The 14,324-nt window shown below is 66.3% G+C and carries 14 protein-coding genes and 1 tRNA gene; 4 read left to right on the top strand and 11 right to left on the bottom strand.

From position 1 onward, the window contains the following. The first annotated feature begins 2 nt into the window (after positions 1-2). Together EYR15_RS05770 and EYR15_RS05765 are read left to right on the top strand one after the other, a co-directional pair. Positions 3-419 carry a hypothetical protein gene (locus EYR15_RS05770; RefSeq protein WP_131001971.1) on the top strand — a complete coding sequence of 139 codons (417 nt, stop codon included), beginning with the start codon at positions 3-5 and terminating at the stop codon, positions 417-419. 81 nt (positions 420-500) lie between these two features. Next, on the top strand, positions 501-1,865 hold the full coding sequence (locus EYR15_RS05765; protein WP_165455431.1) for a TIGR03808 family TAT-translocated repetitive protein: 1,365 nt from the start codon (positions 501-503) through the stop codon (positions 1,863-1,865). 73 nt (positions 1,866-1,938) lie between these two features. Here EYR15_RS05765 and glnA read toward each other — a convergent pair whose 3' ends face one another. Next, a complete protein-coding gene (glnA, locus tag EYR15_RS05760; RefSeq protein WP_131002435.1) occupies positions 1,939-3,348 on the bottom strand; it encodes a type I glutamate--ammonia ligase in 1,410 nt (469 codons plus the stop codon). A gap of 71 nt (positions 3,349-3,419) precedes the next feature. Beyond that, entirely contained in the window at positions 3,420-3,758 is a 339-nt protein-coding gene (locus EYR15_RS05755; RefSeq protein WP_131001967.1) for a P-II family nitrogen regulator, read from the bottom strand. A 276-nt stretch (positions 3,759-4,034) separates the two neighbouring features. On the opposite strand from EYR15_RS05755, the gene EYR15_RS05750 reads away from it, so the two are divergent. Further along, positions 4,035-5,504: an NAD(P)H-hydrate dehydratase gene (locus tag EYR15_RS05750; RefSeq protein ID WP_245498169.1), complete on the top strand. Its 1,470-nt coding sequence runs from the start codon at positions 4,035-4,037 to the stop codon at positions 5,502-5,504. 137 nt (positions 5,505-5,641) lie between these two features. On the opposite strand, the gene EYR15_RS05745 is transcribed toward EYR15_RS05750, so the two are convergent. The 9 genes from EYR15_RS05745 to EYR15_RS05705 form a co-directional block, all read right to left on the bottom strand. Then, positions 5,642-5,911 (bottom strand): hypothetical protein, encoded by a 270-nt coding sequence (locus EYR15_RS05745; protein WP_205741586.1) that lies wholly within the window; start codon positions 5,909-5,911, stop codon positions 5,642-5,644. A gap of 40 nt (positions 5,912-5,951) precedes the next feature. Then, positions 5,952-6,746 carry an MBL fold metallo-hydrolase gene (locus EYR15_RS05740; RefSeq protein WP_131001963.1) on the bottom strand — a complete coding sequence of 265 codons (795 nt, stop codon included), beginning with the start codon at positions 6,744-6,746 and terminating at the stop codon, positions 5,952-5,954. Continuing rightward, positions 6,743-7,561 (bottom strand): TatD family hydrolase, encoded by an 819-nt coding sequence (locus tag EYR15_RS05735; RefSeq protein ID WP_131001961.1) that lies wholly within the window; start codon positions 7,559-7,561, stop codon positions 6,743-6,745. Before EYR15_RS05735 ends, EYR15_RS05740 begins: the two co-directional genes overlap by 4 nt. Continuing rightward, positions 7,558-9,117 (bottom strand): methionine--tRNA ligase, encoded by a 1,560-nt coding sequence (metG, locus tag EYR15_RS05730; protein ID WP_131001959.1) that lies wholly within the window; start codon positions 9,115-9,117, stop codon positions 7,558-7,560. Before metG ends, EYR15_RS05735 begins: the two co-directional genes overlap by 4 nt. 31 nt (positions 9,118-9,148) lie before the next feature. Then, complete coding sequence (locus EYR15_RS05725; protein WP_131001957.1) at positions 9,149-10,210, bottom strand: DNA polymerase III subunit delta'; 1,062 nt, start codon at positions 10,208-10,210, stop codon at positions 9,149-9,151. Positions 10,211-10,280: 70 nt separating this feature from the next. Beyond that, the gene (gene tmk, locus EYR15_RS05720) at positions 10,281-10,922 is read right to left on the bottom strand and encodes a dTMP kinase (protein ID WP_131001955.1); all 642 of its coding nucleotides are present in this window, start codon (positions 10,920-10,922) and stop codon (positions 10,281-10,283) included. Beyond that, complete coding sequence (locus EYR15_RS05715) at positions 10,922-12,121, bottom strand: D-alanyl-D-alanine carboxypeptidase family protein (RefSeq protein ID WP_131001953.1); 1,200 nt, start codon at positions 12,119-12,121, stop codon at positions 10,922-10,924. Before EYR15_RS05715 ends, tmk begins: the two co-directional genes overlap by 1 nt. Before the next feature lie 91 nt (positions 12,122-12,212). Next, positions 12,213-13,349 (bottom strand): septal ring lytic transglycosylase RlpA family protein, encoded by a 1,137-nt coding sequence (locus tag EYR15_RS05710; protein WP_245498168.1) that lies wholly within the window; start codon positions 13,347-13,349, stop codon positions 12,213-12,215. A gap of 345 nt (positions 13,350-13,694) precedes the next feature. Then, positions 13,695-14,090, bottom strand: coding sequence for a hypothetical protein (locus EYR15_RS05705; protein WP_245498167.1), 396 nt, complete (start codon positions 14,088-14,090; stop codon positions 13,695-13,697). Positions 14,091-14,203: 113 nt separating this feature from the next. Between EYR15_RS05705 and EYR15_RS05700 the strand changes: the two genes are divergently transcribed. After that, a tRNA-Ser gene (locus EYR15_RS05700) sits at positions 14,204-14,293 on the top strand. The last annotated feature ends 31 nt before the right edge of the window (positions 14,294-14,324 follow it).

Here is a 14,324-nt window from a genome sequence, read left to right as displayed (position 1 = left end):
ACATGGCAACTTTCACCCGCCGCGCGCTGCTAGGTTCGGCCGCCGTCGTCGCTTTCGGCGCGGTCGCCTATGGCGGCAGCCGGTTCGGTTGCGCCTTCGTGCCGCGGAACCATCCGGACTTCTTCTCGCTCCTCGACATCGCGCCTGACGCGCCGATCGCACGGCGGATCGGAGAGCGGGCGCTCGAGCTCGGGAGCCTGCCGAACGACCTTCCGGGCTTCGCTTCCGCGCTCACGGAGCGTCCCTTGATCCGGCAGGCGCTGGCCGAGGATTGCCCGACTGTGCGGCGGACGCTGGTACAGGACCAGTGTGCGCTGGACTTTGCCGCCCAGCGCACCGTCATCGTCGACGGATGGGTCCTCTCCGAGACTGAAGCGAGCCTCTGCGCGGCGCGCATGTTGAGGCCCCAGCAAGCTTAGTTAGGATTATATCCGTAAATAGGTTTACAAGCCAGACCGGTTCGGCTATCTCTTTGTTCCCTTTTCGTTCTGGAGATGGCTATGCCTACTGTCACTCAGTTGAACGCCACCGACTATGGCTTCACGCCGACCGCCTCCAACCCGTCTACGGCTCTGTCGAGCGCCATCAGCGCTGCGATTTCGCAGGGGCGGCCGCTATTCATCGATCCAGGATCTTACACCGTCAGCAACGTCGTCATCACGGGGCCGCTCGATCTAATCGGCGTACCCGGAAAGGTGACGCTGAAACTGGCGTCCGGCGCAAACGCCATTCTGGTCCTGCAGAATTTCGGGCGGGCTAGGCTCAGTGGACTGATCTTCGACGGCGTCAATCTCACGCCTTCGGATTCCTACGGCGTCGGATACCGCGCCCTGGTAGTCGCGCAGCGGACTACCTCGACGACCTCGCGACTGGCGGTTGAGCGCTGCGTGTTCCAGCACGCGGACGGCTACGGCCTCGGGGTATCGCAATGCGCGGCGTTGATCGTTGATAGCGATTTCAACGATCTTTTCGCCGCGACCGGCGCGGAGAATCATGAAGGCTTCGTTTTTGAAGACAGCCGTCTGTCAGCGATGCGAAACAACGGCGTCGTAATGTCTCGCGACGCCGGCACACCGGCGATCACCCATATTGTAGGCAACCGCATCAACGGCGTCGCGCGGACCACGCCCGAGTCCACGGGCTACCAGGGTAACGCTGTCCTTATCGAAGCCGAGTCGAACGTCGTCGTAGCGCAGAACGAAATCTATGACTGCGCCTTCACAGCCGTCAGACTGAACGGCTGCACCCGCTCGCGCGTCTCACAGAACCATTGTGACAAACATGGCGAGGTCGCGATCTATGTCGAAGGCTTCAGCAACGGTCGGCAGATCGCCAACGATGGCTTCGATGTCGTCGTCAGCGACAATGTCATCAACGACGCCGGCGTCGGCGTTGCGATCGCGAACATCGACAACAGCGGGCGGCTTGGCGTCATCGCTAATAACGTGATCCGTCGCATTTCCAAGCGCACGGTCGCCGCGGGGACGGCGAACCAGTACACCTCGCCGGGCAAAGCGATCGCGGCGGAAACTTGCGTGCTGATCGCCAACAACTTCGTGGAGGATGCCTTTCAGGGGATCGACCTGTCGGCGGGTTCCTACACGCAGGACAGCGTCATCCTGGGCAATGTCCTGCGCAAAACGACGCTCGCGATGGGCGTGTCGACCGTGGCCGGGGCGAAGGAGGTGCTCGTGGGCGACAACCTCGCAACGGGCTTCGCAGCCGTGTCGTCCGGCGGCGGAGCGCTTCGTCAAATGAACGCAGCGGGCGCAGTCACAGGGACCACAGATCTCGCCTCCTTCACCGAGAGCACAGGAACCGCCAATCTCAGGATCGAAGGCGTGGCGAGCCGGGCGACGCTCTAGAGCGGGCTAGCGAATAAAAAAGGGGACGCCTTACGGCGTCCCCCAGCGCTCCAAGGGAGCTGAGAGCAGATCCTCAGACCGAGTAATACATGTCGAACTCGACCGGGTGCGGCGTGTGCTCGAAGCGAATGACTTCCTGCATCTTGAGGTCGATGAAGCTGTCGATCTGGTCGTCGGTGAAGACCGCGCCGCGCTTCAGGAACTCGCGGTCCTTGTCGAGCGAGCTCAGCGCCTCGCGGAGCGAGCCGCACACCGTCGGGATCTTCTTCAGCTCCTTCGGCGGCAGGTCGTAGAGATCCTTGTCCATCGGCTGGCCGGGATCGATCTTGTTCACGATGCCGTCGAGCCCGGCCATCATGAGCGCGGCGAAGCAGAGATAGGGGTTCGCCGACGGGTCCGGGAAGCGGACTTCGACGCGCTTCGCCTTGGGCGAGGTCGTCCACGGGATGCGGCAGGAGGCCGAGCGGTTGCGCGCGGAATAGGCGAGCAGGACCGGGGCTTCGAAGCCCGGGACAAGGCGCTTGTAGCTGTTCGTCGTAGGGTTCGTGAAGGCGTTGATGGCCTTGGCGTGCTTGATGACGCCGCCGATGTACCAGAGGCACTCCTGGCTGAGGCCCGCGTACTTGTCGCCGGCGAACAGGGGCTTGCCGTTCTTCCAGATCGACATGTGGCAGTGCATGCCCGAGCCGTTGTCGCCATAGACCGGCTTCGGCATGAAGGTCGCCGTCTTGCCGTAGCTCTGCGCGACCTGGTGGATGCAGTACTTGTAGACCTGCGTGTGGTCCGCCATCAGCACGGCTTCTTCGAACTTCAAGCCGAGCTCATGCTGGGCGGAAGCCACCTCGTGGTGGTGCTTCTCGACCTTGGCGCCCATCGCGGCCATCGCGGCGAGCATCTCGCCGCGCATGTCCTGCGCGCTGTCCATCGGCGGAACGGGGAAGTAGCCGCCCTTGGTTCGGATGCGGTGGCCAAGATTGCCGGTGTCGTATTCCGCGTCCGAATTCGTCGGCAGTTCATCGCTGTCCAGCTTGAAGCCGGTATTGTATGGCGTCGCCGCGAAGCGCACGTCGTCGAACACGAAGAACTCGGCCTCGGGGCCGAAATAGATGGTGTCGCCGATTCCGAGCGACTTCAGATAGGCCTCGGCCTTGACCAGAGTGCCGCGCGGATCGCGCTCGTAGGGCTCGCCCGTGGTTGGCTCCAGCACGTCGCACACGACCGAAAGGGTGGTCGCCGCGAAGAACGGGTCGACGCAGGCGGTCTTCACATCCGGCATCAGCAGCATGTCGGACTCGTTGATCGCCTTCCATCCGGCGATCGACGAGCCGTCGAACATCTGCCCGTCGGTGAAAAAGTCCTCGTCGACCATCGTGATGTCGAAGGTGACGTGCTGCCACTTGCCCTTGGGGTCGGTGAACCGGAGATCGACGTATTTCACGTCGTTTTCGGCGATGAACTTCATGACGTCTTTGGACGATTTCATCGTCATTTTTTCTTATCCTTTTTCTACGAAGTCTTTCGCCGCCCGGCGCTCCCACCGGGCGTCGGCGATCCTCAGATCGCCTCGACGCCCACCTCGCCGGTGCGGATGCGGATCGCTTCCTCGATAGGCGAGACGAAAATCTTGCCGTCGCCGATGCGGCCGGTCGCGGCGGCCTTGCGGATCGCCTCGACGGCGCGCTCCACCATGTCTCCTGCGAGCACGACCTCGATCTTCACCTTGGGCAGGAAATCGACCACGTACTCAGCGCCACGATAGAGCTCGGTATGGCCCTTCTGGCGCCCGAACCCCTTCGCTTCTGTGACGGTGATGCCCTGAACGCCGACCTCCTGAAGCGCTTCCTTCACCTCGTCGAGCTTAAAGGGTTTGATGATCGCTTCGATCTTCTTCACGTCTTTGGGCCTCCTAAAGTCGCGCGACCGCCCGACGCCGGATGGCGCCGCTTGGCCGGCACGCGCCTCATAGCAGCAAGCGTGCCAGACCGCGTCATCCGACCGAGGCCTTCAGCGCCCTAGCTGGCGTTGGCGACGGGCGCGACGATACTCTATCGGCGCAAACGATCCTGCTCAATGCATGATCGCGCCGCATAATTTTCGTCCGGAGATACCTGCCCATACGATAGCCTCCGGCGCGAAAATTAAGCAGCATTTGATGCAAACGAGTGAGCGATGGATTTCGAGCTTCTGACGCCAGCAGAGATGACGGAAGTGGACCGCGCCTCGGCGGCCGAGGGCGTTCCCGGCGCTGCGCTCATGGAGCGTGCCGGCGAAGCGGTCGCACACGCGGCTCTCGACTACGCGGCGGAAAAGATCGTGGTCCTCGCAGGCCCCGGCGCGAACGGCGGCGACGGCTTCGTCGCGGCGCGGCTGCTGGCCGAGGCGAACAGAGCGGTGGTCGTCGCCGTGCTTGGGGACCGAGCTGCGCTGAGGGGCGACGCCGCGCAGGCTGCCGCGGGATGGGCGGGGCCGACGGTCCGGCTCGAGGACGCGGATTTCGCTAGGGTCGATCTGATCATCGACGCCTTGTTCGGGGCAGGGCTCTCGCGGCCACTCTCGGGCGCGGCCGCCGACGCGGTCCTGGCCGCACAGGCCTGCGGCGCCCCGATCATCGCCGTCGATACCCCCAGCGGCCTCGACGGCGCCTCAGGACATCCAATCGGTGACGTCTGCATGAGAGCGGACGTCACGGTCACCTTCGTGCGGCTGAAGCCCGGCCATATCCTGCTTCCGGGGCGGTTGCTGTGCGGCCGCATCGTCCTCGCCGACATCGGCGCGCCGGCGAGCGCCGTCGCATCGGTCGGCGCGCGCGTCTGGCTCAACCGGCCGGCGGTCTGGCGTGACGCCATTCCGGAGCCGTCGATCGCGGGCCATAAATACTCCCGCGGGCATGTCGCCGTATGGAGCGGGCCGGAGCTTCAAACCGGCGCCAGCCGGCTGTCGGCTCTTGCTGCGCTTCGGGCTGGGGCAGGGGCCGTCACCCTCCTCGGCTCCAAGGCCGCGCTGAAGGAACACGCCGCACACCTCACCGCCATCATGCTGCGGGAGGCCGAAGACGGCTGGCGCTCTTTTCTCGACCAGCGAAAGGTTGCCGCAGTCGTGGTTGGGCCGGGCGCCAGCGCGACGCCCGACACCCGGCGCGCGCTGGAGGAGGCCTGCGCGGGCGACCGGCGCGTCGTGATGGACGCCGATGTCTTTTCGCTGTTCGCGGGCGACGCGGAAGGCCTGGGACGCCTGATCGGCGAGGGCGAGGCGGTGCTGACGCCGCACGAGGGCGAATTCAAGCGCGTGTTCGGAGAGGATGCCGACGTCGCTCCCTCCAAGCTCGAGCGCGCACGCGCGGCGGCGGCGCGTGTCGGCGCGACGATCGTCCTCAAGGGCCCGGACACCGTCGTCGCGTCGCAGGATGGACGCGCGACGATCGCGGACAACGCGCCGCCGCATCTCGCAACGGCCGGGGCCGGCGATGTGCTGGCCGGATTGATCGCGGGCCTCATGGCCCAGGGTGCGCCGGTCTTCGAAGCGGCGTCAGCCGCGGTCTGGTTGCATGGCGAGGCCGCCAATGCGATCGGACGGGGCCTAATCGCCGACGATCTGCCGGGCGCGTTGCCGAACGTGCTTCAGTCGCTCGCCAGCCAGTAAGGCCTCAGGGTCTATTTGGCCGCCAGGAGAGCGCTGCGTACGGGGCGTCCAGAGACGTCACTGTGAGTCGCATAAGATATATTATGGAACGACTCCTGATCCCCGCGCTTGGGGACGGCAGCGGGTCCGGCGTCTAATCAGGTCTGCCGCCGCTGGCGTACCCGCTGCCAGACGACGTCGACCGCCAAGACTATGAGCCAGGCCAGCACCGCGGCCGCTCCGAACGGCAAGCTCACCAGCGACAGCCAGCCCAGCACGAACATCACGGCGAGCATGTCGCCGAAATCGACGCCGCCGATAATACAGGGATAGCTGCTGGCTTCGTCGAGCCTGCAGCCCGCAGCGTCGGCGATCGCGGATGCGCCGAGCGCCAGGATCAGCGGCAGGAAGGCTAGCAGGAGGATCACGGCGAGGCTCGAACCATAGAGAATTAAACGCCGCCTCATCTCAGAACGCCAGCCTCAGCCCGTCATAGGCCGGCTCGATCCCGGCCGGCAGGCGCGCCTTGAGCGTGGCGTAATCGAGATCGGTATGGAGGTTGGTCAGCACCGCCCGGCGCGGCTTCAGACGCTCGATCCAGCCGAGCGCATCGCTCAGCGAGAAATGGCTCGGATGCGGCGTGTCGCGCAGCGCGTCGACGATCCACAGATCAAGATTTTTGAGATGCGTTTCAGCATCTTGCGGGATCCTGTTGACGTCGGGCGTGTAGGCCATGTCGCCGAAGCGGAAGCCGAGCGCGCGCTCGCGGCCGTGGACCAGTTCGAAGGGAAGGGCGTCGATGGCGCCCCCCGGCCCTTCTACGGCCGCAGACGTTCCGGCGGTTAGCCGTCGCTCGTTGAGGATCGGCGGATAATCGCTGCCCGTGGGCGTCTTGAAGACGTAGCCGAAGCGGTCGTTCAGGAAGCCGGACATCTGCGCGTCGCACCAGATGTCGACGCGGCCGTGGGCGTGGATCGCGAGCGGCCGCAGATCGTCGATCCCGTGGGTGTGGTCTGCGTGCTCATGCGTGTAGAGGACGCCGTCGATGCGATCGACATTGGCGCCGAGCAACTGGTCGCGCAGGTCCGCGCCGGTGTCGACCAGCACGCGGGTGACGCCAACTGCCGATCCCTGCTCCACCAATATCGAACAGCGGCGGCGCCGGTTCTTCGGCTCGTTCGGATCGCACGCGCCCCAGCCAGAAGCCACCCGCGGCACGCCGCCGGATGAGCCGCAACCGAGGATCGTGACCGTGCGGCTCATGCGGTTCCGACGGCTTCCGACACGACGAGAGCGTTCCTGTCCGCCTTACTGAACAAGCGGAAGAAATTGTCTGTTGTGATTGCGCGGGTCTCCGCCTCGCTCCAGTTGCGGACGCCAGCGAGCGTCGCAGCGGTTCGCGCCGTATAGGCCGGTTCGTTGCGCTTGCCGCGGAACGGCTCTGGCGCGAGATACGGCGCGTCGGTCTCCACCAGCAGCCGGTCGGCCGGGACCTCAGCGGCGATCGTGCGCAGCTCCTCCGATCTCTTGAACGTCAGGATTCCGGAGAAGGACACGTAGAGCCCAAGCGCGACGCCGCGGCGCGCGAGTTCCGCGCCGGACGAGAAACAGTGAAGGACCGCGGGGAAGGGCCCCTTCCCCGTCTCTTCCTCGAGCACGGCGATCATCTTGTCGTCGGCGGACCGCGCGTGGATCACCAAAGGCAGGCCCGTCTCTCTGGCGGCGGCGATGTGGGCGCGAAAGCCCCGCTCCTGCGCCGCGTAGTCGCCCTCATAGTGGAAATCGAGCCCGGCCTCGCCGAAGCCGACGATCTTTGGATGCGCCGCGAGCCGAATGAGCTCTTCGGCCGAGACGTCGATTTCCTCATGCGCGTTTTGCGGATGCGTGCCCACAGTGCCGACGACGCTGGGATACCGCTCCACAAGCGCGAGAATTTCGTCGAACCGGCGCACGCGGGTCGAGATCGTCAGCATCAGGCCGACGCCGGCTGCATGGGCGCGCTCAACCACCGCGTCCCGCTCGGGCGCGAAATCGGCGAAGTCGAGGTGGCAATGGCTGTCGACGAGCGCCGCCGTCACGAAGCGGCCTCCGCTTCGGACTCGACATAGCGCGGGAACACCGGCTGCGGTGCGGGCAGGGCGGCGCCGGGGACGAGCCGACCGCCCTCCCCGAGCGCCGCGAAGCTGCGCGCGTTTTCCGGCGAGCCGACGAGATCGAGGAGCTTCGACGCAGCTTCCGGCATCACCGGCTGCGCAAGTATCGCGATCTGCCGCACCGTCTCGAGCGTGACGTAGAGCACCGTCGCCATGCGCTCCGGGTCCGTCTTCCTGAGCGCCCACGGTTCCTGGCCCGCGAAATAGCGGTTGGCTTCCGCAACGACCGTCCAGATTGCGGCGAGCGCGGCGTGCGGCGCGGGCTCCACGAAAGCGGCGGAGACCTTCGGCCAGAGCGCGTCGACCGCGGCCAGCATCGCCTCGTCGGCGGGCGAAGGAACGCCGGGCGCAGGCGCCCTGCCCTCGCAGTTCTTTGCGACCATTGAGAGCGAGCGCTGCGCGAGATTGCCGAGGTCATTTGCGAGATCGGCGTTGATGCGGCCGACGATCGCTTCGTGGCTGTAGGAGCCGTCTTGCCCGAACGGCGCCTCGCGCAGCAGGAAATAGCGCACGGCGTCGACGCCGTAGCCGTCGGCGAGCGCGAAGGGATCGACGACGTTGCCAACCGACTTCGAGATCTTCTCGCCGCGATTGGTGAGGAAGCCGTGCGCGAACACCCGCTTCGGCAGCGGCAGCCCAGCCGACATCAGGAAGGCCGGCCAGAACACCGTATGGAAGCGGATGATGTCCTTGCCGATCACGTGCAGGTCGGCCGGCCAGAAGCGCTTCAGCTCGGACGCGTCGTCGGGAAAGCCGGCGCCGGTCAGGTAGTTCGTCAGCGCGTCGAGCCAGACATACATCACGTGGCGCGGATCGCCGGGCACCGGCACGCCCCAGTCGAACGTCGTGCGGCTGATCGAAAGGTCCGTCAGGCCCCGCTTCACGAAGGCCAGGATCTCGTTGCGCCGCGCCTCGGGGCCGATGAAGCCGGGCTGTTCTTCGTAGAGCTTGAGCAGCCGATCCTGATAGGCCGAGAGGCGGAAGAAATAGCTCTCTTCGACCACCCATTCGACCGGCGCGCCGGTCGGCGCCTTGCGGCTTCCGTCCTCGGCCAGAACCGTCTCGGCTTCGTCGAAATAGGCTTCGTCGCGGACCGAGTACCAGCCCTCGTACTTGCCGAGATAGATGTCGCCGTTCTCCGCCATCCGCCGCCAGACCTCCTGGCTCGCGGCGTAATGGTCCTTGTCGGTCGTGCGGATGAAGCGGTCGAAGGAGATCGCGAAGCGCTCGTCCATCGCCCGGAAGCGCTCGGCGTTCCTCGTCGCCCATTCGAACGGCGTCACGCCTTCGCGCGCGGCCGTCTGCGCCATCTTCAGGCCGTGCTCGTCCGTGCCGGTGACGAAGCGGACGTCGCGTCCGGACAGCCGGTGAAAGCGCGCGATCGCGTCCGTCGCGATCGCCTCGTAGACGTGCCCGATATGCGGGACGCCGTTCGGGTAGGAGATGGCGGTCGTGACGTAAAAGGGCTTCTGGTCCGGCATCGCGAGCTTCAGGATCTCGGGCAGTCGGGCCTCACCGGCGCGCGAGGCCGGCGAGCTCGGTCAGCGTCGCAAGGACGAAGGGCCGGCGGTCGAGGTTGAAGACATCGATATCGCGGGCCGAGCGGGCCGTTTTCTCCCATAGCTCCGCGAAGCGCGCAAGGCGCGGCTCCCGCACTGCGGCGCCGTCGACAGCCCGGGCGTGCAGCCAGTCGCCCACGAGGCTGACGAAAAGCGCGAAGCGCTCCTCCCCTCCCCGTTTGGCGAGGTCTTCGGCGAGCGCATGTGCAGCGCGGACATCGATCTCAGGCAGATGGTCGAGCAGCGCGGCGACCGAGGCCCGCAGTCCGGCGCCGTCATTCGCCAGTAGCGACAGCGCGCGTGCGACGCTACCCTCGGCAAGCTCGGCCGCCGCCTGCAAGGCCTCCGGCTCGTGTTCCTCGGCATCGGGCAGCCCCTGAAGCACCCGGAGCGTCTCAACCGATGACAACGGCTCGAGCCGAAGCGACCGGCACCGTGATCGCACCGGTGCGGGCAGCATGCGGGGAGAGGTCGTGAGCAACAGGAAGATCGCGCGCGCCGGCGGCTCCTCGAGCGCCTTCAGGAGCGCGTTTGCGGAGGCGCCGTTCATGTCGTCCGCGGTATCGACGATCGCGACGCGCCACCCGCCCTCTCCCGCAGTCGTGCTGAAGAACGAGACCGCGCGACGCACGTCATCGACGCGAATGTCGCCATAGAACGCCTTGCGCTCGGCGTTCCACACTCGGCGCAGCACGAAGAGATCGGAATGGGCCAGCCGCGCGACGCGGCGGGCGGCTGGATGATCCGGATCCACAGAGAGATCCGTTGCGTTCACGACCGCTGGCGCGGACGGATCAGGGTTCGCCAGGATGAAGCGCGCGAGCCTGTAGGCGAGCGTCGCCTTGCCTATTCCTTCCTCGCCGGAAATCAGCCAGGCGTGATGCATACGGGCGGAGCGGAAGGCCGAAAGCAGCGCTTGCTCCGCCTCCGTATGGCCGACGAGATCCACCGTCTCCCGCGGATGCGGAAGCCCTTCACGGCGGTCGGATTCAGGCGGGCCGTCGGTCTCGATCAAGAGGCCGGCTCCGACAGAGCGAGCATGGGTCGACGTGGCGCCATGGCGGACTTTTGACCCGCCGCGCGCATCACGCCAAGAGGCAATCCACGGCGGCGATCGCAGCCGACTGCACGGCTTCAGGCTCAAGCGACGCGTCGATCACCGCGTGCCGTTCCGGCGCCTGCGCCGCCTGATCAAGGAAGCTTGAGCGTACCCGATCGTGGAAGCCGAGATCGAGACCCTCGAACCGCGCTTCGTCGATGGCGCTCGCGTCGAGCCGTTTGCGGCTCCGCGCGATCCCGGTGCGGGGATCGACGTCCAGCACCAGCGTCAGATCGGGCAGCAAACCGCCCACCGCCTGATCGTGCAGGATTCGGATGAGGGGCAGTGGCAGCCCCCTCCCCGCGCCCTGATACGCGATTGTCGATCCGACGAAGCGGTCGCTGACCACGACCTCGCCGCGCGCGACGGCAGGCATGATGACGTGCTGGACATGCTGCACGCGGGCGGCGGTCATCAGCAGGAGTTCGGAACGTGGGTCCCAAGCTTCGCCGTCTCCGGACAGGAGAAGAGCGCGAAGCTGCTCGCCTTCCGCCGTGCCGCCTGGCTCGCGGGTCGCGAGCGCGGAGACGCCCCGCGCTTCGAGATGGCGCATGAGAGCAACGATCACGCCGCTCTTCCCCGCCCCGTCGCCGCCTTCGACGGCGACGAACAAGCCGCGCTGCGCCATCAGATCTTCGCTGAGATCTGGTCCCACCAGCCGCTGACGAGCTCCAGCGCCCCGTCGAAGGCCCTACGGGGCAGCGGCCCGACCGTAACGTCCTCAGCCGCGTGCAGCGGCGTTTCGAGCGTCAACGTGTCCCCGCGCCAGACCCGCAGCGTCGCGACGCGCGCGCCTTTGGCGATAGGCGCGACGAGAGGCCCGTCATAGCTTACCCGCGCCGCGACACGGCCCTCGTCGCCTTTGGGCGTGAGCAACTCGACCGCGCGCTCGGCCACAAGCGGCACATGGAGCGTCGTTCCGCCGAAGACGCGGGCCTCCGCGACCGTCTCACCCGCAGCGAAGAGCTCCCGGCGGGCAAAGGCTGAAAAGCCCCAGTCGAGCAGCTTGCGCGCTTCCTCGGCCCTGGCCTTCGCGGTTTCCAAGCCGTTCAGGACCAGGATCAGGCGACGACCGTCGCGCTGCACGGAGCCGACAAGGCCGTAGCCGCCGTCTTCCGTGTAGCCCGTCTTCAGCCCATCAGCGCCGGCATAGTCGGCGAGCAGCGGGTTGCGGTTGCGCTGGGTTATCTTGTTCCAGGTGAATTCCGGTTCGGCGAAGAGCTTGTAATCCTCAGGGTACGTCTGGATCAGCCAGGTCGCGAGGGTCGCGATGTCGCGTGCGGTCATCCGCTGGTCCGGCGCCGGCAGGCCGGTCGCGTTCCGGAAATTCGAGCGGGCCAGACCGAGCTCGCGCGCACGCTGGTTCATGAGCTCGGCGAACGCCGGCTCCGATCCTGCGACGGCCACAGCGAGCGTAATGGCGGCGTCTCCGCCGGACTGAACAATCAAGCCTCGGAGCAGGTCCGGCAGCGGGACGTCCGAGTTCAACTTCGCGAACATCGTCGAGCCGCGCGACGGCGCGCCGCCGCGACGCCAGGCGTCCTCGGTGACGCGGAAGGACTCCTCCGGCTTGAGCCTGCCCTCGCGCATCGCCTTGAAGACGAGCTCCGCCGTCATCAGGGTCGCCATGCTGGCGGGTGGGGACGGAAGGTCGGCCTGTCGGGCGAACAGCGTCGCGCCGGCGTCCACGTCGTAGAGGAAAGCGATCGGCGCGTTCGTCGGGCCAGTAGGCGCAGCGGCGATTGCCGGCCCCGGCGCGGCCAGGAGAATGGCTGCAACGGCAGCTGCGATCGACCCGCGAAGCGTTGAGAGCAGAGTTCCGATCATCGCTACGCTACGCCAGATCCCCACAGGATCTGAAGAATACGCGCGCGTCCGAAATCGCGCAATCGCGTGGCGGGAAGAAGGCGGAACTAGGTTAGCGGAATCCGGAATAAGCGAGGCCGCCAGCCTGCTCGCCGGCATTGCGACCGAAGGGAGCCGGCGTTCCGAACGCCTCGAAGCTCGACGCGATGCGCGACGAGACGCTGGGCGCGGACGCCTGTGGCGCCTCAGCGACCTTGACGGGCTCGGGCGCCGCGCGCATCGGCAGGTCCGGCGTTGAGCTGGCGAGCACCGGCGCCGCAGGCTGCACGACGCGTTTGTGCGGCGTGGTTTCGGCGAAGGCGACGGCGACCGGCGCCTTGGGCGCGGCGACGGTCGAATGCGGCTGCTCACGCTTCGCGAGCGCTGCGACCGACTCGACCGAGGGCGACTGCGCGTTCGGCAGGGAAACCGGCTTGGTCAGGCTGACGGAAGCCACCGTGGGATCCGCCCGGGGCGCGACATGCGCAGGCGCGGCGGTCGCCACTTTGACCGGCGCCGAAGACGGCAGCGGGATCGCCTTGGCGACGGCCACAACAGAATCCTTCGCGGTGGTCGCAGCGGAAGCGGCGGTCGCGACAAGCGTTTGCACGACGCTGGCGGGCTGCCCGGACTCAGCGGCGAGCGCGGCGTCGGAGACCGGTGAAAGCGACGCCATCTGCGTCCCGGCGGGGATCGCCGGCCGGCCGAACTCCTGATAGGTCGCGAGCATGCGGCGGTCGTCACGCGTCGCGGATGCCGGGCCGATATAGTCGACCTTCACATTGCCGACGCCCGTCCCCCGGAAGCCGAGCATGTCAGCGGTACGCTTCGATACGTCGATCAGCCGGTTCTTGTGGAATGGTCCGCGGTCGTTGACGCGCACGACCATCGAGCGGCCGTTCTGCACGTTGGTGACGCGCGCATAGCACGGCAGCGGCAGCGTCGGATGCGCGGCGGTGAAGCCGGCCATGTCGAAGGTCTCGCCGTTTGCGGTGCGGCGCCCCTGGAAGCTCTCGCCGTACCAGGACGCCAGACCGACGCCGACCTTGCCAGGCTTGCGCGCCGGAGCGGGACGGTAGGACTTGCCATCGACGGAATAAGGCTTGTTGGTCCCGTTGGCCGACGCGGGCCCCGCCGAGGATGCTTGAGCCGTCGCCACCGTCTCGACGCTGGCGGGCGGCGTCGCATCCGCAACGGTGTCAGGAGACACCGTCGAACAGGCGGCTAATAGCCCGCAGGCCAACAGCAATCCGCTTGTCTTGCGAAGTCGATCGGCGATGGAGCGATGAACGTCGGCTGAGCGACTTACGGCAGGATCGTGACGCGCCGGATGAGAGCGCTTCGCCGTAAGATACATGCGACGTTCCTCACTTCCGGCGTGAGGAGCATCGCAGGCGTTACAATCGCCCGTCGAAGCGCGAGGACCAAGCGCTTGCCCGCGCTCGCCTCATCCCCCTACCGCGCAGCCGACCCAACCGCTTCGACCACGTTCTTCCCTCAGGAAGCCGGCGTATTAAGGCGAGAATGGGGCAGCGAAACACAATTTTAACTCGGGTTAATCGCTGACTCGCGCGGTCCCCTTGAGACCGTCGTCGCGCGTCCAGGCGATCTTGCCCGGTGCGAGCTTCTCGATCGTGAAACAGAAAGGCTTGCCGTTGTACCAGCTCTTCCATTTCTGACAGAGGTTTTCGCCGTCGACCCACCATGAGCCGCTGTCATTCGGCTGCATGAATTTGCCGAGGCCGACCGCTTTACCGGAACCGTCGACCACTCCGTTGGCGTGATAATTCAGTGGAAACTCACCGCCGAAAGGCGTCGCGAGAAAAACCTCTTTGCCGGAGATCTCCTGCTTCAAGCCATCTCCGGAAAGGCGCTCCGCCGCGCTTCCAGATGCGCAAAAGCTCACGCAGGCGACGGCGACAAGAAGCATGCGAAGAGAGCGTTTGCGCATCGGCGAAGCATCCAAATTGGTTGCGGCGCCATGATTTACGCGTGCGGAAACGATCTGGTTGCGTCCGGGAACGCGATATCGCAAAGATCGCCGACGCTCGACAAGTGCGATGCGGAAGGGTGGCCGAGCGGTTTAAGGCAGCGGTCTTGAAAACCGCCGTGCGGGCAACCGTACCGTGGGTTCGAATCCCACCCCTTCCGCCAAAACGTCGATCGAGCGAAGGCGGCCGCCGAT

Origin of the sequence: Hansschlegelia quercus, assembly GCF_004310425.1 — a bacterium.
GTDB lineage: Bacteria > Pseudomonadota > Alphaproteobacteria > Rhizobiales > Methylopilaceae > Methylopila > Methylopila quercus.
This window is presented reverse-complemented; position numbering and strand designations above follow the sequence as displayed.

Bases quoted from the DNA above. Each gene is read 5' to 3' on its own strand.
- EYR15_RS05770 (WP_131001971.1), top strand. From the start codon at position 3: ATGGCAACTTTCACCCGCCGCGCGCTGCTAGGTTCGGCCGCCGTCGTC.
- EYR15_RS05765 (WP_165455431.1), top strand. From the start codon at position 501: ATGCCTACTGTCACTCAGTTGAACGCCACCGACTATGGCTTCACGCCG.
- glnA (WP_131002435.1), bottom strand. From the start codon at position 3,348: ATGAAATCGTCCAAAGACGTCATGAAGTTCATCGCCGAAAACGACGTG.
- EYR15_RS05750 (WP_245498169.1), top strand. From the start codon at position 4,035: ATGGATTTCGAGCTTCTGACGCCAGCAGAGATGACGGAAGTGGACCGC.
- EYR15_RS05740 (WP_131001963.1), bottom strand. From the start codon at position 6,746: ATGAGCCGCACGGTCACGATCCTCGGTTGCGGCTCATCCGGCGGCGTG.
- metG (WP_131001959.1), bottom strand. From the start codon at position 9,117: ATGCCGGACCAGAAGCCCTTTTACGTCACGACCGCCATCTCCTACCCG.
- tmk (WP_131001955.1), bottom strand. From the start codon at position 10,922: ATGGCGCAGCGCGGCTTGTTCGTCGCCGTCGAAGGCGGCGACGGGGCG.
- EYR15_RS05715 (WP_131001953.1), bottom strand. From the start codon at position 12,121: ATGATCGGAACTCTGCTCTCAACGCTTCGCGGGTCGATCGCAGCTGCC.
- EYR15_RS05705 (WP_245498167.1), bottom strand. From the start codon at position 14,090: ATGCGCAAACGCTCTCTTCGCATGCTTCTTGTCGCCGTCGCCTGCGTG.